The organism is Actinoplanes sp. NPDC051343 (genome assembly GCF_044455125.1).
Lineage (GTDB): Bacteria > Actinomycetota > Actinomycetes > Mycobacteriales > Micromonosporaceae > Actinoplanes.
Genome location: NZ_JBITEL010000010.1, coordinates 379,911 through 406,361, shown reverse-complemented (window position 1 = coordinate 406,361; position 26,451 = coordinate 379,911). Strand labels below are relative to the sequence as shown.

Sequence of the window (26,451 nt, the reverse complement as noted above, 5' to 3'; positions counted from 1 at the left end):
GCAGCCCACGCCCATTCATCTGGACCAAGACTGCCGAAGAGATCCTCGAATCACTCGCACGGTTTTGCCAACGAATTTACGGCGCACCACACTAGCGGGCTCCAGGCCAGGACGCCCATGCCGTACTCCTGGGTGACTGGCAGGACGTGCGCTTCCACGCCGCGTTGGAGGATCGAATAGCTGGGCTGCTCGGTGACGTAGCGGCCGGCGCGCGCGGCCCATTGGGCCGGCACGATCCGGTAGGCCGGGAAGGTCGACGAGCCGAAGTATCGGATCTTGCCCGCGCGCTGGAGGTCGGTCAGCGCGCCCAGCGTCTCCTCGTCGCTGGTCCGCGGATCCCAGCGGTGCATCTGGTAGAGGTCGACGTGGTCGACCTTGAGCCGGCGGAGGCTGTCGTCGAGGGCGGTGAACAGCCAGCGGCGGGATCCACCCTGCCGGTTGCGGTCGTCGCCCATCGGCAGGGTCGCCTTGGTGGCGAGGACGATGGCGTCGCGCCGGCCGGCGATCGCCTTGCCGACCATCTCCTCCGATTCGCCCTGCCCGTACATGTCGGCGGTGTCGATGAGGTTGATGCCGGCGTCGAGGGCGGTGCCGATCAGGGTGTCGACCTCGTTCTGGCCGGTGCCGCCGATGCGGCCGAAGTTCATGGCGCCGAGAACGAGGGTGCTGACCTGGACTCCCGTCCGGCCGAGGGTGCGGTATTGCATGGGTGGCTCCTCTGGCATGCTTGACTCGAAGCGGAACATGGTTCCGGGAGAAACATACGGAACATTGTTCCGGTTGCCAAGTGAGGTGCGTCATGACGCCGCGGAAGAGAGCGGATGCGGAGCGGAACAAGCAGACGCTCCTGGAGGCAGCGGCAGCGGCCTTCGTCGCCTCAGGGGTGCACGCGCCGGTGCGCGACATCGCGGGGCGCGCCGGGGTGGGCGTCGGCACCATCTATCGGCACTTCCCGACGCGGGCCGACCTGATCGTCGCGGTCTACCAGCACCAGGTCGAGGCGTGCGCTCTCGCCGGTCCGACGCTGCTCGAGGCGTCGTCGTCACCGCATGTCGCGCTCGGACGCTGGATCAATCTGTTCGTGGATTTCCTGGTCACCAAGCACGGCCTGGCCGAGGCGCTGCAGTCGGACGAGGCGGCGTTCCAGAAGCTGCACGCCTACTTCCTCGATCGGCTGGTGCCGGTGTGCGCGTCCTTGCTGGCGGCGGCCGCCGGCGCCGGCGAGATCCGGGCGGACATCGACGGCTTCGAGTTGATGTTCGCGGTCGGCAACCTGTGCATCGGGGCCGGTGCGAGCCCGCGCTACGACGCTCGCCGGATGGTCGAGGTGCTGATCGCCGGTCTGCGGGTGCGCTAGAACAACAAACGGAACACCGTTCAGGCGATGAGCTGCCAGAGGTTCTCGTTCCAGCCCGGCGGCGCCGACCACGGCTGCGGCACCCACACCCGCCACCGATAGCGATCCACCACCTCGCCGCCAGGGGCGAGCCGTGAATAGGCGAGCACATCGCAATGCCCCGGCATCCAGGGCGAATCCGACTCGAGCACGCTGCGTACGGCCAGCAGCACGTCGACCGGGCAGACCGCCACCACCGCCGAGACCGAGGCCCCGGCCACCTCGGGGCCGGACAGCCACGCGGCCACCCGTTCCCGCAGGTCGGCCGGCGTCATCCGGGGCAGATCGGCGGCCGCCGCGGACGAGGGGTAGGCCCCGGCCGCGAAGGAGGGCGCCGGGGAGGGGAGCCGCGACAGGTCGGCGCTCGGCGTCCACGGCCCCAGCCCGAGCAACTCGGCGGTCTGCCGGGCCTGCCGGGCGGGCGAACTGACCACCGAGAAGCCACCGGCCGTGAATAACGGCACCGCTACCGAGCGCAACCATCGGCCGCATGCTCGGGCCTGGGCGCGACCGGCCGCGGTGAGGCCGCCCAGCGGTTCGCCCGGTTCCGGCGGTGCCCAGGTGCCCGGCCGGATGAGGACCAGGCGTACCGGTGCCTCAGAGTGCATCGGACCATGATGAACCCTTGGTCACCGAGGCTCGAAAACAGGGTCCGATGTGGACACAACGGCACGCTGCCACAGCGTTTCAAACCCCGCTCGGCGTCTTGACCGCGGCGACGGCGGGGCCGTAATCTGACGGCAGTCTGTGAAACGTTTCATAAGCAGGGAAGGCCACGATGACCAATCCCGCGGTGCGCGACCTCCTTCAGCGCAGCAACCGGCTGGGCGCCGATCCGCGCAACACCAACTACGCCGGCGGCAACACGAGCGCCCAGGGCAGCGCGACCGACCCGGTCACCGGGGAACCCACCGACCTGCTCTGGGTCAAGGGCTCGGGCGGCGACCTCGGCACCCTCACCGAGAACGGCCTGGCCGTCCTGCGCCTCGACCGCCTCCGGGCGCTCACCAGCGTCTACCCCGGTGTGGAGCGCGAGGACGAGATGGTCGCGGCGTTCGACTTCTGCCTGCACGGGCGGGGTGGCGCCGCGCCGAGCATCGACACCGCCATGCACGGCCTGGTCGAGGCCCCGCACGTCGATCACCTGCACCCCGACTCGGGCATCGCGATCGCGACCGCGGCCGACGGGCCGGCGCTGACCAAGGAGATCTTCCGCGACCGGGTGCTCTGGGTGCCCTGGCGCCGCCCCGGCTTCCAGCTCGGCCTCGACATCGCCGCCGTGCATAAGGCCAACCCGCAGGCCATCGGCGTCATCCTCGGCGGGCACGGCATCACCGCCTGGGGTGCGACGAGCGCCGAGTGCGAGGCCAACTCGCGCGAGATCATCGAAACGGCCGCGGCCTACCTGGCCTCGCACGGCCGTCCGGCGCCTTTCGGCCCGGCGATCCACCAGCCGCTTCCCGTACGCCGTGAGCGCGCGGCCGCCCTGTTCCCGGTGCTCCGCGGACTCGCCTCCACGGATCGTCCCCAGGTCGGCCACTTCACGGACTCCGACGTGGTGCTCGACTTCGTCAACAGCGAGCGGATGCCGGAACTGGCCGCGCTCGGCACCAGCTGCCCCGACCACTTCCTGCGCACCAAGGTGAAGCCGCTGGTCGTCGACACCGCGCCGGACGCGCCGCTCGACGACGTGATCGCCCGGATCAGGGAATTGCACGCGGCCTACCGCGACGACTACCGCGCCTACTACGAGCGGCACGCCACCCCCGACAGCCCGGCCATGCGTGGCGCCGACCCGGCGATCGTGCTGGTGCCCGGCGTCGGCATGTTTTCCTTCGGGGGCAACAAGCAGACCGCCCGGGTGGCGGGCGAGTTCTACGTCAACGCGATCAACGTGATGCGCGGCGCCGAGTCGGTGTCCCGCTACGCCCCGATCGACGAGTCGGGGAAGTTCCGCATCGAATACTGGGCGCTGGAGGAGGCGAAACTTCAGCGGATGCCGAAGCCGAAGCCGCTGGCGACCCGCATCGCGTACGTCACGGGCGCGGGCAGCGGCATCGGCCGCGCCATAGCGAAACGGCTGGCCGCCGAGGGCGCCTGCGTGATCGTCGCCGACCGCGACGGCGACGCCGCACGGCAAACAGCCGTCGAGATCGGCGGTAGTGACGTCGCCATCGCGACGACGGCCGACGTGACCAGCGCCGACGCGATCATCGAGTCGCTGCGGGACGCCGTGCTCGCGTTCGGCGGCGTCGACCTGGTCGTCAACAACGCCGGCCTGTCGATCTCGAAGCCGCTGCTCGAGACCACCGAGGCCGACTGGGACCTGCAGCACGACGTGATGGCGAAGGGCTCCTTCCTGGTGTCGCGGGAGGCCGCCCGCATCCTGATCGCCCAGGGACTGGGCGGCGACATCGTCTACATCTCGAGCAAGAACTCGCTGTTCGCGGGCCCCAACAACGTCGCCTACGGCGCCACCAAGGCCGATCAGGCCCATCAGGTGCGGTTGCTCGCGGCCGAGCTCGGGGCGTACGGCATCCGGGTGAACGGGATCAACCCGGACGGCGTGGTCCGCGGCTCCGGCATCTTCGCCGGCGGCTGGGGTGCCCAGCGGGCCGCGGTCTACGGCGTGCCCGAGGAGAAGCTCGGCGAGTACTACGCGCAGCGCACCCTGCTCAAGCGCGAGGTGCTGCCCGAGCACGTGGCCAACGCGGTCTTCGTGCTGACCGGCGGCGACCTGACCCACACGACCGGCCTGCACATCCCGGTGGACGCCGGGGTGGCAGCAGCTTTCCTGAGATGAGGTCGTTCGCCGCGGTCGACCTCGGTGCGTCCAGCGGGCGCGTGATGGTCGGCCGTGTCGATCGCTCCACGGTGGAGCTCGCCGCCGCGCACCGGTTCGCCAACGAGCCGGTGCGGGCCGGCGGCACCCTGCACTGGGACATCCTCGCGCTCTATCGCGGCGTGCTGACCGGGCTGGCCCAGGCCGGCCCGGTCGACTCGATCGGCATCGACTCGTGGGCGGTCGACTACGGCCTGCTCGACGCGGCGGGAGCGTTGCTGGGCAACCCGGTCCACTATCGCGACGCCCGCACCGACGGCGTGCCCGAGCGGGTGGCCGCGCAGATCGGTGACGACAAGCTCTACGAGATCACCGGCCTGCAGAAGCTGCCCTTCAACACCGCCTATCAACTGGTCGCGGCGATGACGACGCCGCAGTACGAGGCCGCCCAGCAGATGCTGCTGATCCCCGACCTGCTCGCCTACTGGATGACCGGCGAGATCGGCGCGGAATACACCAACGCGTCGACCACCGAGCTGCTGGACGTGCGTACGCGAAACTGGTCCCTGCCGTTGTTGGCCGAACTGGGCCTCCGGCCGTCGCTGCTGCCCGCGATCCGCCAACCGGGGTCGCTGATCGGCTCCTTCGAGGGCACCCCGGTCGTGGCCGTCGGCTCGCACGACACCGCGTCGGCCGTGGTGGGCGTGCCGGCGACGTCCGACCGGTTCGCCTACATCTCCTGCGGCACCTGGTCGCTGGTCGGCCTGGAACTGCCGTCGCCGGTGCTGACGCCCGCGTCACGAGCCGCCAACTTCACCAACGAGGGCGGGATCGACGGCACGATCCGGTTCCTGCGCAACGTGATGGGGCTGTGGCCGCTGCAGGAGGTGATGCGCGAGTGGGGCTCGCCGTCGATCGACGACCTGCTGCGCTCGGCCGCGCTTGCGCCGGCGCTGGCCCACGTGGTCGACCTGGACGACCCGATCTTCCTGCCGCCGGGTGAGATGGCCGGGCGTCTGCGTCGGGCCGCCGGACTGTCCGCCGGCGCGAGCCCGGCCGTGCTCGCCCGCTGCATCCTCGACAGCCTCGCGCTGGCCCACCGGCGCGCGGTGCGGCAGGCCCAGGAACTGGCCGGACGTGACGTCGACGCGGTGCACATCGTGGGCGGGGGAGCCCGCAACGAGCTGCTCTGCCAGCTGACCGCCGACGCCTGCGGATTACCTGTGCTGGCCGGGCCGGTCGAGGCCACCGCACTGGGTAATGTTCTTGTGCAGGCGCGGACCGCCGGCGTCGTCGAAGGTGACCTCGGGGCGATGCGGTCGCTGCTGCGCGAGACCCAGCCGGTCGTGCGCTATTCGCCTTCGGGCGACGAGGGCCAGTGGAGGGCTGCCGAGAGGCGGCTCGCGGAATAGGAGGCGCGGTGCGGATCGCCCTGTTCGTGACCTGCCTGGCCGACACCATGTTCCCGGCCGCGGCCAAGGCGACCGTTCAGCTGCTCGAGCGGCTCGGTCACGAGGTCGTCTTCCCCGAGGACCAGACGTGCTGCGGGCAGATGCACATCAACACCGGCTATCAGAAGGACGCATTGCCGCTGGTGCGGCGGCACGTTCGCGCTTTCGAACCGTACGACGTGGTGGTCGCCCCCTCGGGCAGCTGCGTCGGATCGGTGCGTCACCAGCACGCGATGGTGGCCGCCGGGGACGCCGGTCTCGCCGCGCGTGCCTCCTCCGTGGCGGCCCGCACCTACGAGCTGTCCGAGCTGCTGGTCGACGTGCTCGGCGTGGAAGACGTCGGCGCCTACTACCCGCACCGCGTCACCTACCACCCGACCTGTCACTCGCTGCGGGTGCTGAGGGTCGGCGACAAGCCGCTGCGGCTGCTGCGCAACGTCCGCGGCCTGACCCTGGTCGACCTGCCCGCGGCCGAGGAGTGCTGCGGCTTCGGCGGCACCTTCGCGGTCAAGAACGCCGACACCTCGACCGCGATGCTGGCCGACAAGATGCGGCACGTGCTCGACACCGGCGCCGACGTCTGCACGGCCGGCGACGCGTCCTGCCTCATGCACATCGGCGGCGGCCTCTCCCGGCTGCGAACGGGCACACGTACGGTCCACCTGGCCGAAATCCTCGCGTCGACGGAGGCATGATGACGTTCCTCGGCATGCCCGCCACCGCACCGAGGGGGGTCGGCAACCTGCGGGGCGACGAGCCGTTCCCGGCCGCCGCCCGCAAGGCCCTCGCCGACTCCCAGCTGCGGCTCAACCTGCAGCACGCGACCACCACGATCCGCGGCAAGTCGGGCCGGGTGATCGCCGAACTGCCCGACTGGGAGCAGCTGCGGGAGGCCGGTTCGGCGCTCAAGACCGCCACGATGGCTGCCTTACCGGAGCTGCTCGAACAGCTCGAAGAGCGGGTCACGGCGGCCGGCGGCACGGTGCACTGGGCGGCCGACGCGGTCGAGGCCAACCAGATCGTCACCGACCTGGTGCGGGCCACCGGCGAACAGCGGGTCATCAAGGTCAAGTCGATGGCCACCCAGGAGATCGGCCTCAACGAGGCGCTCGAGGCGGCCGGCATCCAGCCGGTCGAGACCGACTTGGCCGAGCTGATCGTGCAGCTCGGCGACGACAAGCCCAGTCACATCCTGGTGCCGGCGATCCACCGCAACCGCGCCGAGATCCGCGAGATTTTCCTGCGGGCCATGCCCGGTGTCGACCCTTCACTGAGCGACGAGCCGGCCGTGCTGGCGGCGGCCGCCCGGCGTTACCTGCGCGAGACGTTCCTGGCGACCAAGGTGGCGGTGTCGGGGGCCAACTTCGCGATCGCCGAGACGGGAACGCTGGCCGTGGTCGAGTCGGAGGGCAACGGCCGAATGTGCCTGACCCTGCCGGACACCCTGATCACCGTGATGGGCATCGAGAAGATCGTGCCCCGCTGGTCCGACCTCGAGGTCTTCCTCCAACTGCTGCCGCGGGCGTCGACCGGCGAGCGGATGAACCCGTACACGTCGATGTGGCACGGCGTCACGCCGGGCGACGGCCCGCAAGACTTCCACATGGTGCTGCTCGACAACGGGCGCAGCGCGGTGCTGGCCGACGAGATCGGCCGCCAGGCGCTGCACTGCATCCGCTGCTCGGCCTGCCTCAACGTGTGCCCGGTCTACGAGCGCACGGGCGGCCACGCGTACGGCTCGGTCTACCCCGGCCCGATCGGCGCGGTGCTGTCCCCGCAGCTCACCGGCGTCGAGGACAACGCTTCGCTGCCCTACGCGTCCTCGCTCTGCGGCGCCTGCTTCGACGCCTGCCCGGTAAAGATCGACATCCCGTCGATCCTGGTCCACCTGCGCGACCAGGCACCCCACCCGCGCGCCGAAAAGGCGGCGATGCGCGCCGCGGCCTACACGATGGACCACCCCCGGCTCTACGAGGCCGCCCAGCACGCGGCCAAGCTGTCGAAGTTCGCCGGCGGGCGGCTGCCACCGCCGTTGAACGGCTGGACCGCGAGCCGCGACCTGCCGGCCCCGCCGGACGAGACCTTCCGCGATTGGTGGCGAGGCCGATGAGCTCGAAAGACGTCATCCTCAGCCGGGTGCGGGCGGCGCTGCGCGACCAGCCCGCGGTGCCGGACATCCCGCGCGACTACCGCCGCGAGTTCGACCCGGCCGATCTCGACCTGTTCGTCGAGCGGCTGGTCGACTACAAGGCGGTGGTCCATCGTGGACCGGACGTCGCTTCGACGATCAAAACCATTCTCGGTACGGGCACCCTGATCGTTCCGCCCGGTCTGGACCGTTCCTGGCTGCCCGCCGAGGTTTCCGCTCTCGTCGACGACGGTCTGCCGGCCGACCGCATCGCGGCCGCCGACGGCGTGGTCACCGCGGCCGCGGTCGGCATCGCCGAAACCGGCACAATCGTCCTCGACGCGTCCCCCGACCAGGGCCGCCGCATCATCTCGCTCCTGCCCGACCTGCACCTCTGCGTGATCCGCCCGGACCAGGTGGTGGCCGGGGTGCCGGAGGCGGTCGCCCGCCTCGACCCGACCCGCCCACTGACCTGGATCAGCGGCCCGTCCGCCACCAGCGACATCGAACTCAACCGCGTCGAGGGCGTCCACGGCCCCCGCAACCTGCACGTGATCCTGACGCCCTGACGCTCGGAATGCCCCGCCGGGCCACGATGCGCTCATCGGCCGTCGGTGCCGAAAACTCCCGCGCCCGAGGTGATTTGCCGAGGTCGCTTTCTCAGGCGGCAGTTCCGCCATCAGATCGCTTCGTGCCGCCGGCCGCTTCCCGAGTCTGTAAGGCGTGGCCAGCTTCCCGATATTGCCCGATCAAAGGGATCGTCAACAGATAGCGCATGCGTGCCGGCGCGGACTGCGGCGCCACGCTTATCGCGCAATTCAATGCGGGCGGCTATCGCATGCGGGCGTGTCGGACATTGACGGTGTTAGAGTCCGAGCCCTGGCCTGGCTGCGGAGAGACGAGGCGAGATGGGGAGTCCGGTTCGCAGTCTGCGGAGTGGCGTTGCCGTCGCGCTGGGGCTGGCGGCCGTGCTGGTTGCCGCGCCTGCCCGGGCTATGAACTACGGGCCCGGCACCCCCTCGGGCTGGGTCTTCACCGACTCGGCCGACCCCGGTTCAGGTCAGATGGATGCGCCCGGTGACACCCCGCTCGGGTCGTTCGTGGCCGGCGGGGTGAAGCACACCCGCCGGGCCTACTTCACCTATGACCTCAGTGAATTCCGGGGACAGGTGCTTCATCGCGCCACCCTGTCGGCGACCGAGACCTCGGTGACCGACTGCGATACGGCCGGGCCGGTCGAGGTCTGGCGCACCGGGCCGGTCGGGGCGGACACGAGCTGGGCGCATCCGCCGGCCGAGGTGGAGTTGGTCGGGCACGCCGACTTCGGCACAGGGGCGCTCTGCCCGGGGGCCTATCTCGGCGTCGACGTGCTGTCGCAGGTCGACAGTGCAATCGCCCGCGGTGACAAGACGATCAGCTTCGAGGTCCGGATGGCGGCCGGGGCCGAGGCGCGGGCGCTGGCCGGTCGCCTGATGCAGCCGTTCCGGCTGACGATCTGGGGCAACCACGCGCCCGTGCTGAGCCGGCTCGGGCTGCGTGCACCCGCGCGCGGGTGCGGCACGCCGGAGCAGATTCCGAGCGCCGGTGGCCGCACCACGCTCGCGTTGCACGTCGATGACGCCGATCGGGAGCAGCCGCGGTCGGTGCAGTTCGCGATCTGGCCGGTCGAGCACCCCGATCAGCGTAAGCAGATCCGCGGCAGCTACGGCGACGACCCGGACGCGGTCGCCGACCTGAGTGGCTATCCGGACGGCACGGTCCTCGCCTGGGCCGGGCAGGCGCGCGACGCCGACGACACCTCGCCGTGGAGTTCTCCGTGCTTCCTCACGGTCGACAACACGCCGCCGCGGACCGCGCCGACCGTCCGGGCGACCGACTGCACCGGCGCGTTCGTCGTCGACGGTGCCGGCGACCGCGACACGGTCGGCTTCGTCTGGTCGGCGGCGGGGCGCAGCGGGCGGGTGCGCGGTGACCATGCCCGGATCGATACCGGCGCCGACGAGGTCACGGTCGACGCGGTCGACTCGGCCGGAAATCGGGGCCGCGACGTCGCGTACGCCTGCACGCCGCCGGCCGGCGACGCACCCGGAGTTTCGGTTCCTTCCTTGGTCGCCGGCGTGGCCGGCACCATCGCACTGACCTCGCGGGCGGCCGATGCGGTCGCCTACGAGTACGACTTCGGCGACGGCCGGCACCGCATCGACGCGGTGCCCACGGATCCCACCCAGCTGACCTGGACGCCGCGGCACAGCGGCGCCTACACGCTGGCCGTCTCCGCGGTGACCGCGACCGGCGCGCTCTCCGGCCTGCGTGAGCAGTCCTTCGACGTGATCGACCCGACGCCGTCCCTGCGGTCCGATGCCGGGCCGGCGGACGTCGGCGTGCCGGTGCCAGTGAAGATCACGAGCGGTCTGCCGGACGGCGCTGCCTATCGCTACCGCATCGACGGCGGCGCCGAACGGGAAGTCCGGTTCGCCGCCCAGGTCACCGTGCCGGTCGTTGCCGCGCACGCCGGGCCGGTCACGGTGAGCGCCCGGGTGCGCCGGGTCGACGGCACGTTCACCCCGGCGGGCACGCTCACGTTGGCGGTCTCGTCCGCGCCGGTGATCAAGCCGGTGCCCGATCTCGGGGTCGCCGCCGTTGCCGGGCGGATCGGCACGGTCACCCTGACCCCGGCCGAGCCGGGCGTGGTCGGCTACCGCTACTCGTTCGACGGCGGCGCCCAGCGGCAGACCGTCCCGGCCGGGCCGGACGGCCGCGCCGACGTCGAATTCACCCCGGACCGGCCGGGCTGGCGGGTGCTGACCGCGGTCAGCGTCGACGGCGACGGCACGGCCTCCGACCCGCGCGACTATCCGATCGTCGTGGCCGACCCGGCGGTGCAGGTCACGGCCAGCTGGCCGGCCTCGGGGAAAGCGCTCGGCCTGGGCGTACCCGGCACGTTCGGGTTCCTCGGCGACCTGACCGGGGAGACCACCGACTACCTGTGGCACGTCGACGACGGCCCGGTGCGGACGATGCCGCGCGACACCGGCGAGGCGATCACCTCGGTCGCGTTCACACCCGACCACACCGGGCCGAGCACGCTCGCGGTGCAGCGGCGGTTCCGCGACGGCTCGCTGTCGCCGGTCACCGAATACCACTTCGACGTCGGCACCCAGCCTCGGGTCGTCGCCGACCCGGGCCGCGGCCTGCCCGGCAAAGCGACCGCGGTCACCTTCGCCGGGGGCATGCCGGACGTGGTCTCCTTCGACTATCAGGTCGTCGGCGACAGTGACGGCGTGGTCGACAGCGCCGGCACGGTGCTGGCCGACGGCGACGGGGCGGCCCAGATCACGTTCGTCCCGCCGAGCGCCGACAACTACCGGGTGATCGTCACCGGGCACACCGCCGACGGCACGGCCACCGGCACCGCGACGCTGAAGATTCCGGCCTACCTCTGAGGTCCAGGTCCCGCGCGGGGCGGAAACGCGGGCCGTGAACGACTAGGGTCGCGAGGGTGACCAGTCCTATGCGCCGGCCGCCGTCCGATGTCGAGCGGGAGCGTGCGGCCGAAGTGTTGCAGCGGGCGTGCGGCGACGGGCGGCTGACGCTCGAGGAGTTCAGCGCGCGGGTCGGTGCGGTCTGGGCGGCCGAGGACGATGCGGCACTCGAGCAGGCGACGGCCGGGCTGACGACCACGCCGATCGTCGGGTCGGCCCACTCGGTCGACAAGATCGTCACGGTGTTCAGCGACAACAAGCGGCGCGGCCGGTGGAAGCTGCGGTCCGGCCGGCTCAAGCTGCGCAACGTCTTCGGGGCGACCGAGATCGACCTGCGGGCGGTGCTGACCGATCAGAGCGTCATCGAGATCAGCGGAGCCTGCGTCTTCGGCGAGCTCAAGGTGATCGTGCCGGAGGGTGTCGAGGTCGACTTCGTCGGCTCGACCTATTTCACCTCGCGGCACATCCGGCTGGCCGCGGTGCCCCGGGTGCCGGGCACGCCCGAGATCCGCATCCAGGTCACCGGCTGGTTCAGCTCGATCGAGGTCGACTCCAAGCCGTACACACTGCCTCAGAGTTACTGACCGATCGAGACCCAGACGTCGTCCAGGGCGCCCTGGAACTGGTCGTTGTCGGTGAACGAGCCCTTCCCGCCGACGCTGAGCGGGATCCGGTTGCGCACCGACAGGTCGGCCGGCACGCGCGTCGCGCCCCGTTCCGCGCCGTCGACCAGCACGGTCAGCTGGGCGCCGCGGCGCCGGCATTCCAGGGTGTGCCACTGACCGTCGGCGACGCTGACGCCGCTCTTCGCCAGGTGGATGCCCGGCCGCCGGTCGTCGACCATCGCGCAGCTGGGGTCGCCCGCCAGACCGTCGACCTGCAGCTTGTACTGGCTGCCGCTGGCCGAGAAACCCTTCTGCACCACGTTCTCGCCCTTGGTCGTCTGGTCGGCGGCCAGCTTCACCGTCGCGCCCCAGCGGATCGGGCGGGTGCCCGGGTCGAGGTCGGTGGCGGTCGAGGCGCGCAGCGCGATCCGCGGGCACGGCTCATCGTGGCACGGTGGCGGGAACACCAGCGCTTGCCCGTTCCCGTGCCGGGCCGTGGCGAACGCGCCGCCGTGCCGGGCGACCGGGCTGAGATCGTGGCCGTGCCCGGTGATGTCGGCCAGCAGTCCGGCGCCGTCAAAAGAAAAGCGGACAGCGTCCGGCGCGTCCGCCGACGACTGGTCCGTGGCGCCACCGGTCGACAAGGGGCCGGGAGCACCGGTGGATGAGCCGCCGGTCGACGCCCGCGTCAGGGCGCCCGTCGACGCCCGGGCCGACGGCCCGAGCGTCGAGGTGAGCACTGCCACCGCCGCGAGCAGCAGCAGAAAGCGGGTCCTGGACACCGGCTCAGCCGAAGAAGGCGTAACGCTTCTGCGCCTTGCCGCCGATCGTGGTGAAATCGCCTCCGACCGCGACCGTGTGCCGCAGCGGGTCGACCACGATCGTGCGGACGCCGACGATGCCGTTCGCCTGCGGCGCCCACGAGTTCAGCGACCCGTCGGCGTTGACCGCGGCCAGCTTCACCCGCGACTGCGAGCGCCCGGAGCACGTGCCGTGGGCGCCGTTCGCGTTGGTCGTGCAGGCCTTGTCGAAGTGCCCACCGACGTACGCCGTCCCGTCGAGCACCGCCACGCCCTGCACGTCACCGTCGAAGAACCGGGTCCACCGGGCGTGACCGGTCGTGGTGTAGGCCGCGGCCTGCCCGCCCTGGCCGCCCATCGCGGCGTACACCCCGTGGTTGTCGACCGCGATCGCGTGCACGACAGCGGGTGGCGACGGCCGGAAGCCGCCGTCCAGCGCGCCGGTCGACGGGTCCACAGCCGACAGTCGCAGCGTCGAGCGCGCGCCGTCCGTACGGTGGAAGCTGCCGCCCAGATAGACCCGGTTCCCGGCGAAGGCCAGCGCGTGCACGGCGTCGTCGGTGGTCGGCGTCCAGCGACGGTCGATCGCGCCGTCGACGAGCGAGAACGCGGCCAGCCGTGTCCGCGGGGACGAGTCGATCCGGCTGAGCGAGCCACCGACGTACAGCTTGCCGTCGCCCACCGCGAGCGCCTGCGGGATGCCGGTGACCCGGTGGGAGAAGGTGCCGACGGCTCCGGAGGAGCCGTTGATCTGGGCGAGTTTGTCGCGGCGCCGGCCGGAGATGCGGGTGAAGTCGCCCGCGGCGTAGACCGAGCCGCCGGAAACGGCGAGCGCCCGGACCGTCTGGTCGGCCTCGGGCGCCCACGAGAGTAGATCGCCGCTGCGGGTGTCGAAGGCGGCTAGGCGATCGCGGTGCACCAGATGACCGTCGATCATTGCGCTGGTGAACGAGCCACCCACGTAGACCGTGTCGCCGTGGTAGGCGATCGCGTAGACCGAGCCGTTGAATTGCGGGGAGGTGTGGGCCGCGCTGCCCACCACCGCGGCACGAGCCACGCCGGTGCCGGCGATGGCGATGGCGGCCACGGCGCCGCCGATCAGGACACGCTTGGAGATACGCACGCCGGGTCAACGCACGGCCCCCTGATCAGGATGCGTCACCCGGATCGAAGCATTACCCCCGTCCGGGGTCGGTACCCGGGCCGGGCCGGATGGGCCGGACGGGGTGTCCGACGGCAGCGAAAGAATCATGGTGAGGCCGCCGCCGGGGGTCTCGTCCGGGGTCAGCGAGCCGCCCATCGCCTCGGTCAGACCGCGGGACAGCGCCAGCCCGAGCCCGGCCCCGGTGTGGTTGTCGTGGTCGCCGAGCCGCTGGAACGGTTGGAAGACCTTGTCCCGGTCCTCGGCCGGAATGCCCGGCCCGTGGTCGATGACCCGCAGTTCGACACGGTCGCCGACGGCGCGGCCGGCGATCGTCGGCGGGCGGCCGGGCGGGCTGTAGCGTAGCGCGTTGCCGATGACGTTGACCAGGATGCGTTCGAGCAGGCCGGGGTCGGCGCGGACGGCCGGCAGGTCGGGCGGCAGGCGGGAAACGACGTTACCGCCGAGGTCGTCCAGGGCGCGCGGGACGACCTCCTCCAGCCCGATGTCGATCGCGGTGACGCCGAGCGCACCGGCCTGCAGCCGGCTCATGTCGAGCAGATTGGCGACCAGGCGATCCAGCCGGTCGAGTGACTGGTCGGCGGTCTCCAGGAGCTCGCGTCGGTCCTCCGGGCCGAAGTGGACCTCGTTGCTGAGCAGACCGGCGACCGCCGCCTTCGCGCCGGCCAGCGGCGTACGCAAATCGTGGCTGACCGCCGCGAGCAACGCCGTCCTCATCTTGTCGGCCTCGGCCAGCGGCTTGGCCGCGGCCGCCTCGGCAGTGAGCCGTTCCTGCCGCAGTGCGAGCGCCGCCTGGGCGGCGAACGCCTCGACGATGCGCCGGTCGGAGGCATCCAGAGGATGCCCTTTCAGGAGCAGGGTGTGCCGGTCATCGACGATGACTTCCGCGTCGGCCGTACGCGGGTCCGTGCACGGTACGCCGACGGTCGCGCTGACCCGCCCGTCCTCCAGCAGGGTGACCGATTCCAGGCCGAAGGTCTCCCGGAGCCGTTCGAGCAGACGCTCGCCGCGGATCACGCCGCCGGCGATCGTGAACAGCGTCTGCGCCTCGGCCGACGCCCGCGCCGCCTGCCGCGTCTTGCGGGCCGCGGTGTCGACCACCCAGCTCACCGCCAGCGCCACGATCACGAAGACCAGCAGGGCGACCAGGTTGTCGCGTGCGGCGATCGTGAACCGTCCGAGCGGCGGCGTGAAGTAGTAGTTGAGCAGCAGCGATCCGGCCACCGCGGCGAGCAGGGCGGGCCCGAGACCGCCGACCAGCGCGACGCCGACCACCGCGGCGAGGAAGATCAGGATGTCGTTGGTCAGGCCCACGTCGAGGACGAGGGTCAGTGCGGGCAGCCCGAGCAGCACGAGGGCGAAACCGGTGATCTGCCGGGACCAGGACAGCGCCGGCGACACCCGCCGTGCCAACCGTCCCTGCCCGGCCCGCTCGTGGGTGACCAGATGCACGTCGATCGAGCCGGAGAGCGCGGTCGTCGTCACCCCGACGCCGGCGGTGAGCAGCCGGGCCAGCCGGCCGCGGCTGCTCGCACCGAGCACGATCTGGGTCGCGTTGACCCCGCGGGCGAAGTCGAGCAGCGCCTGCGGCACGTCCGCGCCGACCACCTGGTGGTAGGTGCCGCCGAGGCTTTCCGCCACAACCCGCTGCCGGGCCAGCTCGGCCGGGTCGGCGCCGGCCAGGCCGTCGTTGCGCGCCACATGTACGGCGAGCAGATCGGCACCCTTGTTCCGGGCCGCGATGCGCGCCGCGCGCCGGATCAGCGTGCCGCCCTCACGTCCGCCGGTCAGCGCCACCACGACGCGTTCCCGGGTCTCCCAGGTCGCGTCGATCCGGTGGTCGGCCCGATATTTGTCGAGCTGGTCGTCGACCTTGTCGGCCAGCCAGAGCAGGGCCAGTTCGCGCAGCGCGGTCAGGTTGCCGGCTCGGAAGTAGTTGCTCAGCGCCGCGTCGATCTTCTCCGACTGATAGATGTTGCCGTGCGCCATCCGCCGGCGCAGCGCCTCCGGTGTCATGTCGACCAGCTCGACCTGCTCGGCGGTTCGGACGACGGCATCGGGTACGGTTTCCCGCTGCTCGACCCCGGTGATCCGGGCGACGACGTCGTTGAGCGACTCCAGGTGCTGCATGTTGACCGTACTCAGCACGCTGATGCCGGCGTCCAGCAGCTCCTGGACGTCCTGCCAGCGCTTCGCGTTGCGCCGGCCGGGGACGTTGGTGTGGGCGAGCTCGTCGACGACGGCAAGCTCCGGGCGGCGGGCGAGGATCGCGTCGAGGTCCATCTCGGTGAAGTCGGCGCCCCGGTAGGTGATCGGTTTGCGGGCGACGGTTTCCAGGTCGCCGATCATCGCGGCGGTGTGGATCCGCCCGTGCGTCTCGACGAAGCCGATCACGACGTCGGTGCCGCGCTCGGCGCGCCGACGCGCCTCCTCGAGCATCGTGTAGGTCTTGCCGACGCCGGGCGCGGCGCCGAGATAGATCCTCAGTTCACCGCGTGCCATCGGGGGTGCCGTCCAGGGCGCGGTTGAGTTTCAGCACGTTGACCGCGGGCTCGCCCAGGAAGCCGAGCGCCCGTCCGGCGGTGTTGTCCTTGATGAGCCGGTGTACCTGGTCGAGCGACAGCCCACGCTCCCGGGCTATCCGCGGGGCCTGCATGGCGGCGTAGGCGGGACTGATGTCCGGGTCGAGCCCACTGCCGCTCGCGGTGACCGCGTCCGCGGGCACGATCGGCTTGGCCGGCGCGTCGCCCCGGATCGGGGTGATGATGCCGCCCTCGGCCACGTAGTCGTGACCCGGCTGGGCCGGCTGCACCGGCACACCGTCGTAGACGGCCAGGAACGGGGTGCCGGTCTGGTTGACCGAGACGACCCGGGTGACCGCGCCGGTCAGGCCGTCCTTGCGCCACACGGCCAGCGCCGCACCGACGCCGTCGGAGGTGCAGAACGGCCGCGAACCGTCCACCCCCTCCCGCCGGCCGATGTCGAGACTGCGCGTGCACACCTGAGTGAGGAGGCTGGGCTTGTCGGGCAACGTGTCGACCACGCTTTCCGGGCCGAGGTTGCTGGCCCCGGTGGCCGTCGGGTCGTAGCCGTCGCCGGCCGCCGAGGGCCGGCTCTGGAAGTACCGGGTGTGGCCGGTGAAGGACTGGCCGATCAGCGAGTCAGCGGTGCGATGTGAGAGGCCGGGCAGCCGGTCGATCGCCACCATGAGCAGTGGATAGACCAGTCCCAGCAGGACGGTCAGGACGAGCAGCGCACGCAGCGCGGCCAGGTGCCGGGCCAGTGAGATGGGAAGTCGCATTATCGGATCCCGGGAATGAACTGGACGAGAAGGTCGATGAGCTTGATGCCGAGGAATGGCACGATGGCGCCGCCCAGGCCGTAGATCCAGAGATTGCGGCGGAGTAACGCCGAAGCGCTCGACGGCGTGTAGCGCACACCCCGCAGGGCCAGCGGGATCAGCGCGACGATCACCAGGGCGTTGAAGATGACCGCGGACAGGATCGCCGAGCCCGGCGAGTGCAGCCGCATGATGTTGAGCTTGTCGAGCCCCGGATAGACGGCCGCGAACATGGCCGGGATGATCGCGAAGTACTTCGCGATGTCGTTGGTGATCGAGAAGGTGGTCAGCGCGCCGCGGGTGATCAGCAACTGCTTGCCGATCTCCACGATCTCGATCAGCTTGGTCGGGTCGGAGTCGAGGTCGACCATGTTGCCGGCCTCCTTGGCGGCCGACGTGCCGGTGTTCATCGCCACCCCGACGTCGGCCTGGGCCAGCGCCGGCGCATCGTTGGTGCCGTCGCCGGTCATCGCGACCAGCCGGCCGCCCTCCTGTTCCCGGCGGATCAGGGCGAGCTTGTCCTCCGGCGTCGCCTCGGCCAGGAAGTCGTCCACGCCGGCTTCCGCCGCGATCGCGGCCGCCGTACGCGGGTTGTCGCCGGTGATCATGACGGTGCGGATGCCCATCCGGCGCATCTCGTCGAACCGGGCCTTCATCCCCTGCTTGACGACGTCCTTCAGGTGGATGACGCCGAGGGCGCGGGCCGGCTGGCCGGCGGCATATTCGGCGACGACCAATGGCGTGCCACCGGTACCGCTGATCGTGTCGACGATCTCGCCGACCTGCTCGGTCGGGTGGCCGCCGTTCTCGCGGACCCACTTCATCACCGCGGTCGCGGCACCCTTACGAACCTGGCGAGCGCCGATGTCGACGCCACTCATCCGGGTCTGAGCGGTGAAGGGCACGAAGGTGGCGTCGCTCATCAAGCCGGGCTCGCGTTCCCGCAGCCCGAAGTCGTTCTTCGCGAGCACCACCACCGACCGACCCTCGGGGGTCTCGTCGGCCAGGCTGGACAGTTGCGCGGCATCGGCCAGCGTGGCCGCGGTGACCCCGTCGACGGGGACGAACTCCGACGCCTGCCGGTTGCCCAGGGTGATCGTGCCCGTCTTGTCGAGCAGCAGGGTGCTGACGTCGCCGGCCGCCTCGACCGCGCGACCCGACATGGCCAGCACGTTGCGCTGCACCAGGCGGTCCATGCCGGCGATGCCGATCGCCGACAACAGGGCACCGATCGTGGTCGGGATCAGGCAGACCAGCAGCGACACCAGCACGATGCCGGTGACGCCGTGCGCGTTGATCGCGTCGGTGTCGGGCGCCGCCGCGTTGTAGGCCTTCGAGAAGATCGCCAGCGGCTGCAGCGTGACCACCGACAGCAGGAAGATGATCGCGAGCGCGGCGAGCAGGATGTTCAGCGCGATCTCGTTCGGGGTCTTCTGCCGGTTGGCCCCCTCGACCAGCGCGATCATGCGGTCGACGAAGCTCTCGCCCGGCCTCTGCGTGATCTTGACGACGATGCGGTCGCTCAGCACCTTGGTGCCGCCGGTGACCGCCGACCGGTCGCCGCCGGACTCCCGGATGACCGGGGCCGACTCGCCGGTGATGGCCGACTCGTCGACGCTGGCGATGCCCTCGACCACGTCGCCGTCGCCCGGGATGATCTCGCCGGCCTCGACGACCACGATGTCGCCCGGCTGAAGGTCGGGCGCGTCGATCGTACGGCCGTCCTTCAGGTGGGCCACGGTGTCCTGTCTGGCCGCTCGCAACGTGGCCGCCTGGGCCTTGCCCCGGCCCTCGGCGACCGCCTCCGCCAGGTTGGCGAAGACGACCGTCAGCCACAGCCAGACCGTGATGATCCACGCGAGGACCGAAGGTGAGGCGATCGAGAGCACGGTCGTGAAGACCGCGCCGACCTCGACGATGAACATCACCGGGTTGCGCCACAGCGTGCGCGGGTCCAGCTTGGCCATCGCGCCGGGCAGCGACCTCCCCAACTGGTGGGGTTCGAGAAGACCTGGTTTGACCGGCGCCTGAGCGGCCGGCTTTTCGAGAACTGCGGTCATGACGACAGGCCCTCCGCGACGGGTCCGAGAGCGAGAGCGGGAAGGAAGGTGAGAGCGACCAGCACGACGGTCACGCCGACGACCATGCCGACGAACAGGGGCTGGTGGGTGGGCAGCGTGCCCTCCGAGTCGGGCACCGGCCGTTGCCGGGCCAGCGACCCGGCCAGGGCCAGCACCAGAACCATCGGCAGGAATCGGCCGAGCAGCATCACGAGGCCGGTCGCCGAGTCCCACCAGGGTGTGTTCACGGTGAGGCCGGCGAACGCGGAACCGTTGTTGTTGGCGGCACTGGCGAAGGCGTACAGAACCTCGGAGAGGCCGTGCGGCCCGGAGTTGAGCGCCGTGCTGTTGTGCCCGGTGGCGAAAGCCGCCGCGGCACCGATCAGAACGAGAGCGGGTGTGATCAGGAAGTACAGCGAGGCGAGCTTCATCTCGCGCGCGCCGATCTTCTTGCCGAGGTATTCCGGCGTGCGCCCCACCATCAGGCCGGCCACGAACACCGTGATCATCGCGAGGATCAGCAGGCCGTACAGGCCGGATCCGGTGCCGCCGGGCGCGACCTCACCGAGCATCATGTCGACCATCGGCATCATGCCGCCGAACGAGGTGTACGAATCGTGGAACGAGTCGACCGCACCGGTCGAGGTGAGCGTGGACGCGGCGGCGAAGGTGGCCGAGTCCGGCGCCCCGAACCGCACCTCCTTGCCCTCCATCGCGGCACCGACCGCCTGCGGCACCGTGCCGCCGCCGTGCACCTCGAAGCCGACCGTCAGCGCGACACCGGCCAACGCGAGCACCGCCATCACGGCGAGGATCGCGTAGCCCTGCCGGTTCTGGCCGACCATCCGGCCGAACACCCGGGGCAGGCTGAACGGAATCACCAGCAGCAGGAAGATCTCGAGCCAGTTGGTCCACGCGGTCGGGTTCTCGAACGGATGGGCCGAATTGGCGTTGTAGAAGCCGCCGCCGTTGGTGCCCAGCAGCTTGATGGCCTCCTGGCTGGCCACCGGGCCGCCGGTGAGGTGCTGGGTGCCTCCGATCAGCGTGGTCACATCGGTGCCGCCGGACAGGTTCTGCACCATCCCGCCGACCATGAAGATGATCGCGAACAGCACTGCGAACGGCAGCAGCACCCGCATCGTGATCCGGGTCAGGTCGACCCAGAAGTTGCCGAGCGTGCTCTGTTTGCGGGCCGCGAAGCCCCGGACCAGGGCGATCGCCACCGCAATGCCGACCGCCGCGCTCACGAAGTTCTGCACCGCCAGGCCGGCCATCTGCACCAGATGGCCGAGCGCCGACTCACCCGAATACGCCTGCCAGTTGGTGTTGGTCACGAAGCTGACCGCGGTGTTCCAGGCCACGTGGGTCGCCATCTTCGGCACCCCCAGCGCCAGCCAGAGCCGGTCCTGCACGCGCAGGAACAGATAGAGGAAGAGCACCGAGACGGCGGAGAACGCGAGCACGCTGCGGGCGTAGACGCCCCAGGTCTGCTCGGTGCCCGAATCCACGCCGACGAGCCGGTAGATGCCGCGCTCGACGACACTGTCTCGTCTCGCGGTCACCACCCGGTGCAGGTAGTCCCCGAGTGGCCGGTAGCACGCCGCCAGGGCCAGGACCAGCGTGAGGACGAACAGCCCGGCGGCCATCAGAACTTCTCCGGGAACAACAGGGCAGCGACCAGGAATGCGGCGAGAACGACGGCGACGATGCCGCCGATCAGGTTGACGGCGCTCACCAGCGTTCGACCGCCCGGATCAGCACGGTCAGGGCCGCGAACAGCACCACCGTGAGCACGACGAACAACAGATCAGCCACTTTGCCTCGCTCCTTATTTCGGTTGCGAGGCAACGAAAGCGCGGCCGAGCGGGCCCGGACAGGGGTGTTGATACGACTGCTACGAGGCGAGCTGGTTTTTTGACGCGCTATTGACGCGCCGCCCGGAACGGCGCCGGCGTGGCGCGGATCGTGTCGGCGGCGCCCCAGTCGTCGTCGAACTGGGCCAGGACCGCCAGGTGTTGCCGCAGCTGGATGATCGGCATGCGGGCCGGCCAGCCGTCGTCGAGACCGGTCAACTCGGCATAGACGTCGAAGAACCGGCGCGACTCCGGCGGTGGCGCCGTGATCCAGAGATGGGCCAGGTCGACCTCGGCCCACATGTACGACACCGCCGGGTCGATCAGCGCCGCTCGCCCGCCCGCGGTGGCCAGCACGTTCTGGGCCCACAGGTCGCCATGGGTCAGGCCGGCCGGCCGGTCCGGCCGCAGCTCGGGGAGTCGATCACACAGTCGTTCGAGCGCGGCCCGGCCGGCGGGTTCGAGCGCTGCCTCGACGCGGGGCTCGGAGAGCCAGCGGAGCAGCCGGCGCTCGGCGAAGAAGGCGAAGCCGTCGTCGGCCCACGTATTGATCTGCGGCGGCGACCCAACCAGTTGTCGCGGTGCCATCCGAAGCCCGCCCGCGACAACCGCTCCACCAGAAATGCTGTCGGGGGCATCGGCACTGGTCTCCTCCGGTCGGTGCGGGCAGGGTGCTCACTACAAACGCCTCAGAAGACCACTCTGAACCCGGGTTGCGGGCCGGATGTCGAGGGTTTCATTCCGGTGGCCGGATTCCTTTATGTCGCGCGTCACTCACCGATAAGACCGGCGTGTGGCGACGACGGCGGCAGAAGCGGCAGGGAGCGCGATCCAGCGCCTCCCTGTTCGCGACGTACGCCGTCGCCGGCCTGGTGCCGATCGCCGTGCTGGGTGCCGTGCTGATCCGGGGCGTCCAGCAGGACGCGGCCCGGCAGGGCATCGACCAGGGCCGCTCGCAGGCCGCCGTGATCGCCGAGATGGCGGTCAGCCCGGCGCTCGGCAACGCCGACCGGCTCGACGAGGGCCTGACCACCGACCAGCGCCGGCATCTGCAGGAGGCGACCGACCTCGCGCTGTTCCACGGCTCGGTGGTGCGGATGCGCATGCGCACCTTCGCCGGCCAGGTGGTGTACTCCGACGACGGCTCGACGGCCGGTGGCGTCTCGACCGCCGATCCGGACTTCCGGGCCGCCGCGACGGGCGACACCGCGGTCGATGTCGTCAAGGACCCCGATGCGCCGGGCGGCCGGGCGATCCGGGCGCTGCAGCCGGTGGTCGCGAGCGCGACCGGCGAGGCGGTCGGGGTGCTCGAGCTGTACCTGCCGTACCAGGCGATCGCGGGCCGCCTGCACCGTGAGATCGTTCAGACCTATTGGCGGCTCGGCGGCGTGCTCGGCGGCATCTATCTCCTGCTCGGCCTGATTGCCTGGTCGACCACCCGGTCGCTGCGCCGCTACGCCGCCCAGCAGGAGTACGAGGCGCTGCACGACGGGCTGACCGGCCTGCCCAACCGGGAGGAGTTCCGCAACCGGGCTGCGTACGCGCTGGCGACCGCCCGGCGCGACGGCGGCGGCGGCGCGGTGGTGCTGGTCGACCTCAACCGGTTCAAGGAGGTCAACGACACCCTCGGCCACCACGCCGGCGACGAGTTGCTGCAGGTGGTCGCCCGCCGGCTGCAGCCTGGTCTGCGCTCCGGCGACACCCTGGCCCGGCTCGGCGGCGACGAGTTCGCGCTGATCATGCCCGGCCTGCAGGCGGCCGACGTCCTGCCCCGGATGAACCGGCTTCGCGAGGAGCTGACCCGGGAAGCGGTCATCGAGGGCGTACCGCTCAACGTCGAGGCGAGCTTCGGCGTCGCGCTCTACCCCGAGCACGGCTCGGACGTCGAGGAACTGCTGCAGCGGGCGGACGCCGCGATGTATCAGAGCAAGCGCGGCGCGACCGACGTCGTGCTCTACGACGGCGGCGGCGTCGCCACCCCGACCCAGTGGCTGGTCGTGCAGGCCGAGTTGAGGCACGCACTGCAGCGTGACGAGCTGTTCCTGCTTTACCAGCCCAAGGTCGACCTCGCCGACGGTGCGATCAACGGCGTCGAGGCGCTGGTCCGCTGGCAGCATCCGGAACGCGGCCTGTTGCCGCCGTCCGAGTTCCTGCCCGCCGCCGAGCTGTCCGGCGTGATCGAGCCGCTGACCGCCTGGGTGCTGCGCCGGGCGGCCGAGGACCAGGCCCGGTGGCTCGCCGAGGGCCGCCCGTGGGTGGTGTCGGTCAACATCTCGGCCCGCAACCTGGAGACGCCGGGCTTCGCCGATCTCGTGGCCGGCATCCTCGCCGAACACGGCCTGCCGCCCGAGCTCATGCTGCTCGAGGTCACCGAGACGGCGTTGGCCGGCGACGCGGAGACCGCGGCGCAGGCCGTACGCGACCTGGCCGCCCGTGGCATCGGCATCTCGGTCGACGACTTCGGCATGGGCTACACCAGCCTGTCGCAGTTGCGGGGCCTGCCGATCGCCGAGATCAAGATCGACCGCGCGTTCGTCTCCGACCTGCTGACCGATCCGCAGAGCCGGGCCATCGTGCGCTCGGTCATCGAGCTGGCGCACGGTCTGGGCAGCAAGGTCACCGCCGAGGGTGTGGAAACCACCGAGGTGGCCGACTGGCTGGCTTCGGTCGACTGCGACAAAGCGCAGGGCTACGTCTACTCCAGGCCCGTGGCCTGGAGGGAAATCCACGTCGCGGAAGGGGTCATTCGATGAAGCGTCTGTTCGGCATCGCGGTCGTGGCGCTCGCTCTCGCCGCTGGCGGCTGTGCGAGTGCGGCGAACTCGACCAAGGACGCGTCGGCGTCGTCGGACGGGGTCCGCTACGACGCGGCCCTGCACGCCAAGCTGCCGGCCCCGGTGCGCAGCCGGGGCGAGATCCGGCTGCTCACCGCCCCCAGCTATGCCCCGATGGAGCAGCTGGCGGCCGACGGCCAGACGATCATCGGCTTCGAGCCCGACCTGGCGAGCGCGCTCGGCTCGGTGCTCGGCATCAAGGTCGTCATGGTTCCGGGTGACTTCGACACGTCCCTCGACAACATCTCCAAGGGCGCCTACGACGGTGTGCTCTCGTCGATGAACGACACCCCGGAACGGGAGAAGAAGGCCGACTTCCTCGACTATTTCCAGGCCGGCACGTCGATCCTGGTGCAGCGTGGCAACCCGCGCGGGATCACCGACCTCGACGACCTCTGCGGTCAGGTCGTGGCGGTCGAGACCGGCACGGTCCAGGACGACCTGCTGCGGCGTTCGCAGCGCGGCTGCGGCGGCGACAAAATGGTCGTCAAGAAGTTCCGGAGCAACGTCGATGCCTGGCTGGCGCTGCGTTCGGGCAAGGCGATGGCGGTCCTCAACGACTACCCGCCGGCCGCGTACATGGCCGGTGACGTGAAGACCCGGGCGTACTACCAGCTGGCCTCCACCGTGCAATATGAACCGGGGCTGTTCGGCATCGCGCTGCCGAAGAGCAACCCCCAGCTGCGGGACGCGATGCGGCAGGCCCTCGACCGGCTGATCCACTCGGGGGCCTACAACGAGCTGCTCCAGCGCTGGAACCTCATCGGCGGTGGTCTCCCGGCGTCGTCCGTCAACGCCGGAACCTGATCGACCGGGGCTAACCGGCCTGGGTGAGCAGCACGATGCGGCGGTATTCGTTCTGGATGCTGGCCAGGATCAGGTGGCGCTGGGTGGTCGTCAGCTCCGGGTTGTCGAGCAGGGTGTCGAGGTCGTCGCCGAGCTTGCCGAGGGCGGCCCGCAAGCCCTCGTCGTCGGGCACCGTCTCGTCGTCGGGCGCCGTCGCGACGGCCGGCGCGGCCGGGACGTCGACGGCCGGCCGGGCCGGGGCGGGTGCCGGCCGCGGTGGGAACCGGTCCGGCTCGGCCGGGGGCGGCGTGATGGTCCAGGTCGTCGGCTCCGGCAGATCCGGCGGTCCGGAAGCACCGGTTGCCGCCTGCGGCTTGCGGGTCGCCTGCGACTCGGCGGTGGCCTGCATGCGGTCGAGCAGCGCGTTGACCGAGGCGGCGATCTCGGCCACCTCACGCGGTTCCTTGATGGTCGGCAGCCGGCCGCTCAGGTCGTCCGGGCGCAGCTCGCGGGCGCCCTCCTCGAGGCGGCGCAGCGGGCGCAGCACGACCCCGACGGCGAACCAGCCGGCCAGGCCGCCGAGCAGTATCGCGGCCAGCACCGACAGGTCGACCAGCCGGACCGCCTGGCTGTGGCGGCCCTGCACGTCCGAATAGTCGGTGAGCACCTGCAGCTGGATGCCGGTCTTCAGGGTCTCGGCCCACGAGCGGTAGGTGCGGCCGTCGGCCGCCGCGACCGTCGAGAAACCGTCCTTCACCGGGACCGAGAACTGGGTGGTCGAGCCGCTCTGGGCGCGCACCTCGGTGCCGGCCATCAGGCGTACCGAATAGACGCCGTCCGACGGCAGCCGGCCGGACTTCGTGGCATCGGTCCGGATCTGCGTGGCTCGGGCGGTGAGCGCGCGATCGACGTCGGCCCGGTCGCGTTGATCGGTGCGCCAGACGATGAACTGGCCGGTGAGGGCGACCAGCAACGCCACGACGGCGGTGGCGGCGACGGTGAGCTGGGTGCGGGCCTTCATGCGGTCACGACGAACCGGTCGCCGGAAACGCGGCTGAGGACCCTCGGCTCGCCGGCCGCCTCGAGCTTGCGCCGCAGACCACCGACGAAGACGTCGACGACGTCACCGTCCACCTCCCACGTGTATCCCCACACCTGTGCCAGCAACTGCGGTCGGGTGACCGCCCGGCTGGCGTGCCGGGCCAGCACCGCCAGCACCTCCAGCTCCCGGGTCGTGAGATCGAGGTCACGCCCGCGCCGGGTGGCGACCCGGCGGGCCGGTTCGATCGTCAGGTCGCCGAGGTGCAGCGGCCGCTGATCGTCGGTGCCGAGCCGGCCCATCGCCTGCAGGCGCGCCGCGAGCTCGGTCGCCGCGAACGGCTTGACCAGGCAGTCGTCGGCGCCGGCCGCCAGCGCGGCCAGCCGGTCGGCCGCGTCGTCGCGGCCGGCCAGCACGCAGACCGGGAGCGTACGCCGCTGAGCCCGGATGTCCCGCACCACCTCGATCGTGGTCATCCCGGGAAGGCTCACGTCGAGCACCACGGTGGCCGGAGGTTCGGCACTGATCTCGTCGAGGGCGCTCAGCCCGTCGGCCGCCGTACGCACCTCGAAGCCCTCCTTCACCAGGGCACGCCCCAGTGACTCGCGGGCGGCCCGATCGTCGTCCACGACAAGCACATCTGGCACGGACCTCACCTTGCCAGCCGAATCGCACCGGTCGACTCGGAATCCCAGCCTGCGACGGCTCGGCCTTTCGGGTTAAACTGGGTAACG

General features: G+C 71.0%; 21 protein-coding genes and 1 pseudogene. 10 read left to right on the top strand and 12 right to left on the bottom strand.

The genetic code is table 11. The features are described 5' to 3' along the window. Nucleotides 1-92: 92 nt before the first annotated feature. Nucleotides 93-707, bottom strand: a pseudogene (locus ACIA5C_RS32120) (aldo/keto reductase); the annotation flags it as partial. A 92-nt stretch (nucleotides 708-799) separates the two neighbouring features. Here ACIA5C_RS32120 and ACIA5C_RS32115 point away from each other — a divergent pair. After that, entirely contained in the window at nucleotides 800-1,357 is a 558-nt protein-coding gene (locus ACIA5C_RS32115; RefSeq protein ID WP_396061555.1) for a TetR/AcrR family transcriptional regulator, read from the top strand. Nucleotides 1,358-1,377: 20 nt separating this feature from the next. Here ACIA5C_RS32115 and ACIA5C_RS32110 read toward each other — a convergent pair whose 3' ends face one another. After that, nucleotides 1,378-2,004 carry a hypothetical protein gene (locus tag ACIA5C_RS32110; RefSeq protein ID WP_396061552.1) on the bottom strand — a complete coding sequence of 209 codons (627 nt, stop codon included), beginning with the start codon at nucleotides 2,002-2,004 and terminating at the stop codon, nucleotides 1,378-1,380. Between the two features lie 170 nt (nucleotides 2,005-2,174). On the opposite strand from ACIA5C_RS32110, the gene ACIA5C_RS32105 reads away from it, so the two are divergent. The 7 genes from ACIA5C_RS32105 (at nucleotide 2,175) to ACIA5C_RS32075 (ending at nucleotide 11,823) form a co-directional block, all read left to right on the top strand. Then, a complete protein-coding gene (locus ACIA5C_RS32105; RefSeq protein WP_396061549.1) occupies nucleotides 2,175-4,199 on the top strand; it encodes a bifunctional aldolase/short-chain dehydrogenase in 2,025 nt (674 codons plus the stop codon). Next, nucleotides 4,196-5,590, top strand: coding sequence for a rhamnulokinase family protein (locus tag ACIA5C_RS32100; RefSeq protein WP_396061547.1), 1,395 nt, complete (start codon nucleotides 4,196-4,198; stop codon nucleotides 5,588-5,590). Before ACIA5C_RS32105 ends, ACIA5C_RS32100 begins: the two co-directional genes overlap by 4 nt. Nucleotides 5,591-5,598: 8 nt before the next feature. Continuing rightward, the gene (locus tag ACIA5C_RS32095) at nucleotides 5,599-6,324 is read left to right on the top strand and encodes a (Fe-S)-binding protein (RefSeq protein WP_396061544.1); all 726 of its coding nucleotides are present in this window, start codon (nucleotides 5,599-5,601) and stop codon (nucleotides 6,322-6,324) included. Further along, nucleotides 6,321-7,739 carry a LutB/LldF family L-lactate oxidation iron-sulfur protein gene (locus ACIA5C_RS32090; RefSeq protein ID WP_396061542.1) on the top strand — a complete coding sequence of 473 codons (1,419 nt, stop codon included), beginning with the start codon at nucleotides 6,321-6,323 and terminating at the stop codon, nucleotides 7,737-7,739. Before ACIA5C_RS32095 ends, ACIA5C_RS32090 begins: the two co-directional genes overlap by 4 nt. Continuing rightward, entirely contained in the window at nucleotides 7,736-8,326 is a 591-nt protein-coding gene (locus ACIA5C_RS32085; RefSeq protein WP_396061540.1) for a lactate utilization protein C, read from the top strand. Before ACIA5C_RS32090 ends, ACIA5C_RS32085 begins: the two co-directional genes overlap by 4 nt. A gap of 339 nt (nucleotides 8,327-8,665) precedes the next feature. Beyond that, nucleotides 8,666-11,200 (top strand): hypothetical protein, encoded by a 2,535-nt coding sequence (locus tag ACIA5C_RS32080; protein ID WP_396061538.1) that lies wholly within the window; start codon nucleotides 8,666-8,668, stop codon nucleotides 11,198-11,200. Between the two features lie 56 nt (nucleotides 11,201-11,256). Then, nucleotides 11,257-11,823, top strand: a complete 567-nt coding sequence (locus ACIA5C_RS32075; protein WP_396061535.1) for a DUF1707 domain-containing protein — start codon at nucleotides 11,257-11,259, stop codon at nucleotides 11,821-11,823. Here ACIA5C_RS32075 and ACIA5C_RS32070 read toward each other — a convergent pair. The 8 genes from ACIA5C_RS32070 to ACIA5C_RS32035 form a co-directional block, all read right to left on the bottom strand. Continuing rightward, on the bottom strand, nucleotides 11,817-12,626 hold the full coding sequence (locus ACIA5C_RS32070; RefSeq protein ID WP_396061532.1) for a LamG-like jellyroll fold domain-containing protein: 810 nt from the start codon (nucleotides 12,624-12,626) through the stop codon (nucleotides 11,817-11,819). The genes ACIA5C_RS32075 and ACIA5C_RS32070 overlap by 7 nt on opposite strands. Before the next feature lie 4 nt (nucleotides 12,627-12,630). Further along, nucleotides 12,631-13,767, bottom strand: a complete 1,137-nt coding sequence (locus tag ACIA5C_RS32065) for a hypothetical protein (RefSeq protein WP_396061530.1) — start codon at nucleotides 13,765-13,767, stop codon at nucleotides 12,631-12,633. 6 nt (nucleotides 13,768-13,773) lie between these two features. Next, entirely contained in the window at nucleotides 13,774-16,308 is a 2,535-nt protein-coding gene (locus ACIA5C_RS32060; protein WP_396061528.1) for a DUF4118 domain-containing protein, read from the bottom strand. Then, the gene (locus ACIA5C_RS32055) at nucleotides 16,295-17,107 is read right to left on the bottom strand and encodes a potassium-transporting ATPase subunit C (RefSeq protein WP_396061525.1); all 813 of its coding nucleotides are present in this window, start codon (nucleotides 17,105-17,107) and stop codon (nucleotides 16,295-16,297) included. The genes ACIA5C_RS32060 and ACIA5C_RS32055 overlap by 14 nt, the downstream gene beginning before the upstream one ends. Then, the gene (gene kdpB, locus ACIA5C_RS32050; protein WP_396061522.1) at nucleotides 17,107-19,206 is read right to left on the bottom strand and encodes a potassium-transporting ATPase subunit KdpB; all 2,100 of its coding nucleotides are present in this window, start codon (nucleotides 19,204-19,206) and stop codon (nucleotides 17,107-17,109) included. The genes ACIA5C_RS32055 and kdpB overlap by 1 nt, the downstream gene beginning before the upstream one ends. Further along, entirely contained in the window at nucleotides 19,203-20,852 is a 1,650-nt protein-coding gene (kdpA, locus tag ACIA5C_RS32045; RefSeq protein ID WP_396061519.1) for a potassium-transporting ATPase subunit KdpA, read from the bottom strand. The genes kdpB and kdpA overlap by 4 nt, the downstream gene beginning before the upstream one ends. Further along, on the bottom strand, nucleotides 20,852-20,941 hold the full coding sequence (gene kdpF, locus ACIA5C_RS32040; protein ID WP_396061516.1) for a K(+)-transporting ATPase subunit F: 90 nt from the start codon (nucleotides 20,939-20,941) through the stop codon (nucleotides 20,852-20,854). The genes kdpA and kdpF overlap by 1 nt, the downstream gene beginning before the upstream one ends. A gap of 187 nt (nucleotides 20,942-21,128) precedes the next feature. After that, nucleotides 21,129-21,647, bottom strand: coding sequence for a fructosamine kinase family protein (locus tag ACIA5C_RS32035; protein ID WP_396061513.1), 519 nt, complete (start codon nucleotides 21,645-21,647; stop codon nucleotides 21,129-21,131). A gap of 203 nt (nucleotides 21,648-21,850) precedes the next feature. Between ACIA5C_RS32035 and ACIA5C_RS32030 the strand changes: the two genes are divergently transcribed. Then, nucleotides 21,851-23,812, top strand: a complete 1,962-nt coding sequence (locus tag ACIA5C_RS32030; RefSeq protein ID WP_396061510.1) for a putative bifunctional diguanylate cyclase/phosphodiesterase — start codon at nucleotides 21,851-21,853, stop codon at nucleotides 23,810-23,812. After that, nucleotides 23,809-24,699, top strand: coding sequence for an ABC transporter substrate-binding protein (locus ACIA5C_RS32025; RefSeq protein ID WP_396061507.1), 891 nt, complete (start codon nucleotides 23,809-23,811; stop codon nucleotides 24,697-24,699). Before ACIA5C_RS32030 ends, ACIA5C_RS32025 begins: the two co-directional genes overlap by 4 nt. A 10-nt stretch (nucleotides 24,700-24,709) precedes the next feature. On the opposite strand, the gene ACIA5C_RS32020 is transcribed toward ACIA5C_RS32025, so the two are convergent. Both ACIA5C_RS32020 and ACIA5C_RS32015 read right to left on the bottom strand, forming a co-directional pair. Further along, on the bottom strand, nucleotides 24,710-25,699 hold the full coding sequence (locus ACIA5C_RS32020) for a HAMP domain-containing protein (RefSeq protein ID WP_396061505.1): 990 nt from the start codon (nucleotides 25,697-25,699) through the stop codon (nucleotides 24,710-24,712). Beyond that, nucleotides 25,696-26,364 (bottom strand): response regulator transcription factor, encoded by a 669-nt coding sequence (locus ACIA5C_RS32015; RefSeq protein WP_396061502.1) that lies wholly within the window; start codon nucleotides 26,362-26,364, stop codon nucleotides 25,696-25,698. Before ACIA5C_RS32015 ends, ACIA5C_RS32020 begins: the two co-directional genes overlap by 4 nt. Between the last annotated feature and the right edge of the window lie 87 nt (nucleotides 26,365-26,451).

Coding starts and splice junctions, on each gene's coding strand:
- ACIA5C_RS32100 (WP_396061547.1), top strand. CDS start 4,196: ATGAGGTCGTTCGCCGCGGTCGACCTCGGTGCGTCCAGCGGGCGCGTG.
- ACIA5C_RS32110 (WP_396061552.1), bottom strand. CDS start 2,004: ATGCACTCTGAGGCACCGGTACGCCTGGTCCTCATCCGGCCGGGCACC.
- kdpB (WP_396061522.1), bottom strand. CDS start 19,206: ATGACCGCAGTTCTCGAAAAGCCGGCCGCTCAGGCGCCGGTCAAACCA.
- ACIA5C_RS32085 (WP_396061540.1), top strand. CDS start 7,736: ATGAGCTCGAAAGACGTCATCCTCAGCCGGGTGCGGGCGGCGCTGCGC.
- ACIA5C_RS32115 (WP_396061555.1), top strand. CDS start 800: ATGACGCCGCGGAAGAGAGCGGATGCGGAGCGGAACAAGCAGACGCTC.
- ACIA5C_RS32060 (WP_396061528.1), bottom strand. CDS start 16,308: ATGGCACGCGGTGAACTGAGGATCTATCTCGGCGCCGCGCCCGGCGTC.
- ACIA5C_RS32035 (WP_396061513.1), bottom strand. CDS start 21,647: ATGGCACCGCGACAACTGGTTGGGTCGCCGCCGCAGATCAATACGTGG.
- ACIA5C_RS32105 (WP_396061549.1), top strand. CDS start 2,175: ATGACCAATCCCGCGGTGCGCGACCTCCTTCAGCGCAGCAACCGGCTG.
- ACIA5C_RS32055 (WP_396061525.1), bottom strand. CDS start 17,107: ATGCGACTTCCCATCTCACTGGCCCGGCACCTGGCCGCGCTGCGTGCG.
- ACIA5C_RS32090 (WP_396061542.1), top strand. CDS start 6,321: ATGATGACGTTCCTCGGCATGCCCGCCACCGCACCGAGGGGGGTCGGC.
- ACIA5C_RS32025 (WP_396061507.1), top strand. CDS start 23,809: ATGAAGCGTCTGTTCGGCATCGCGGTCGTGGCGCTCGCTCTCGCCGCT.
- ACIA5C_RS32080 (WP_396061538.1), top strand. CDS start 8,666: ATGGGGAGTCCGGTTCGCAGTCTGCGGAGTGGCGTTGCCGTCGCGCTG.
- ACIA5C_RS32020 (WP_396061505.1), bottom strand. CDS start 25,699: ATGAAGGCCCGCACCCAGCTCACCGTCGCCGCCACCGCCGTCGTGGCG.
- kdpA (WP_396061519.1), bottom strand. CDS start 20,852: ATGGCCGCCGGGCTGTTCGTCCTCACGCTGGTCCTGGCCCTGGCGGCG.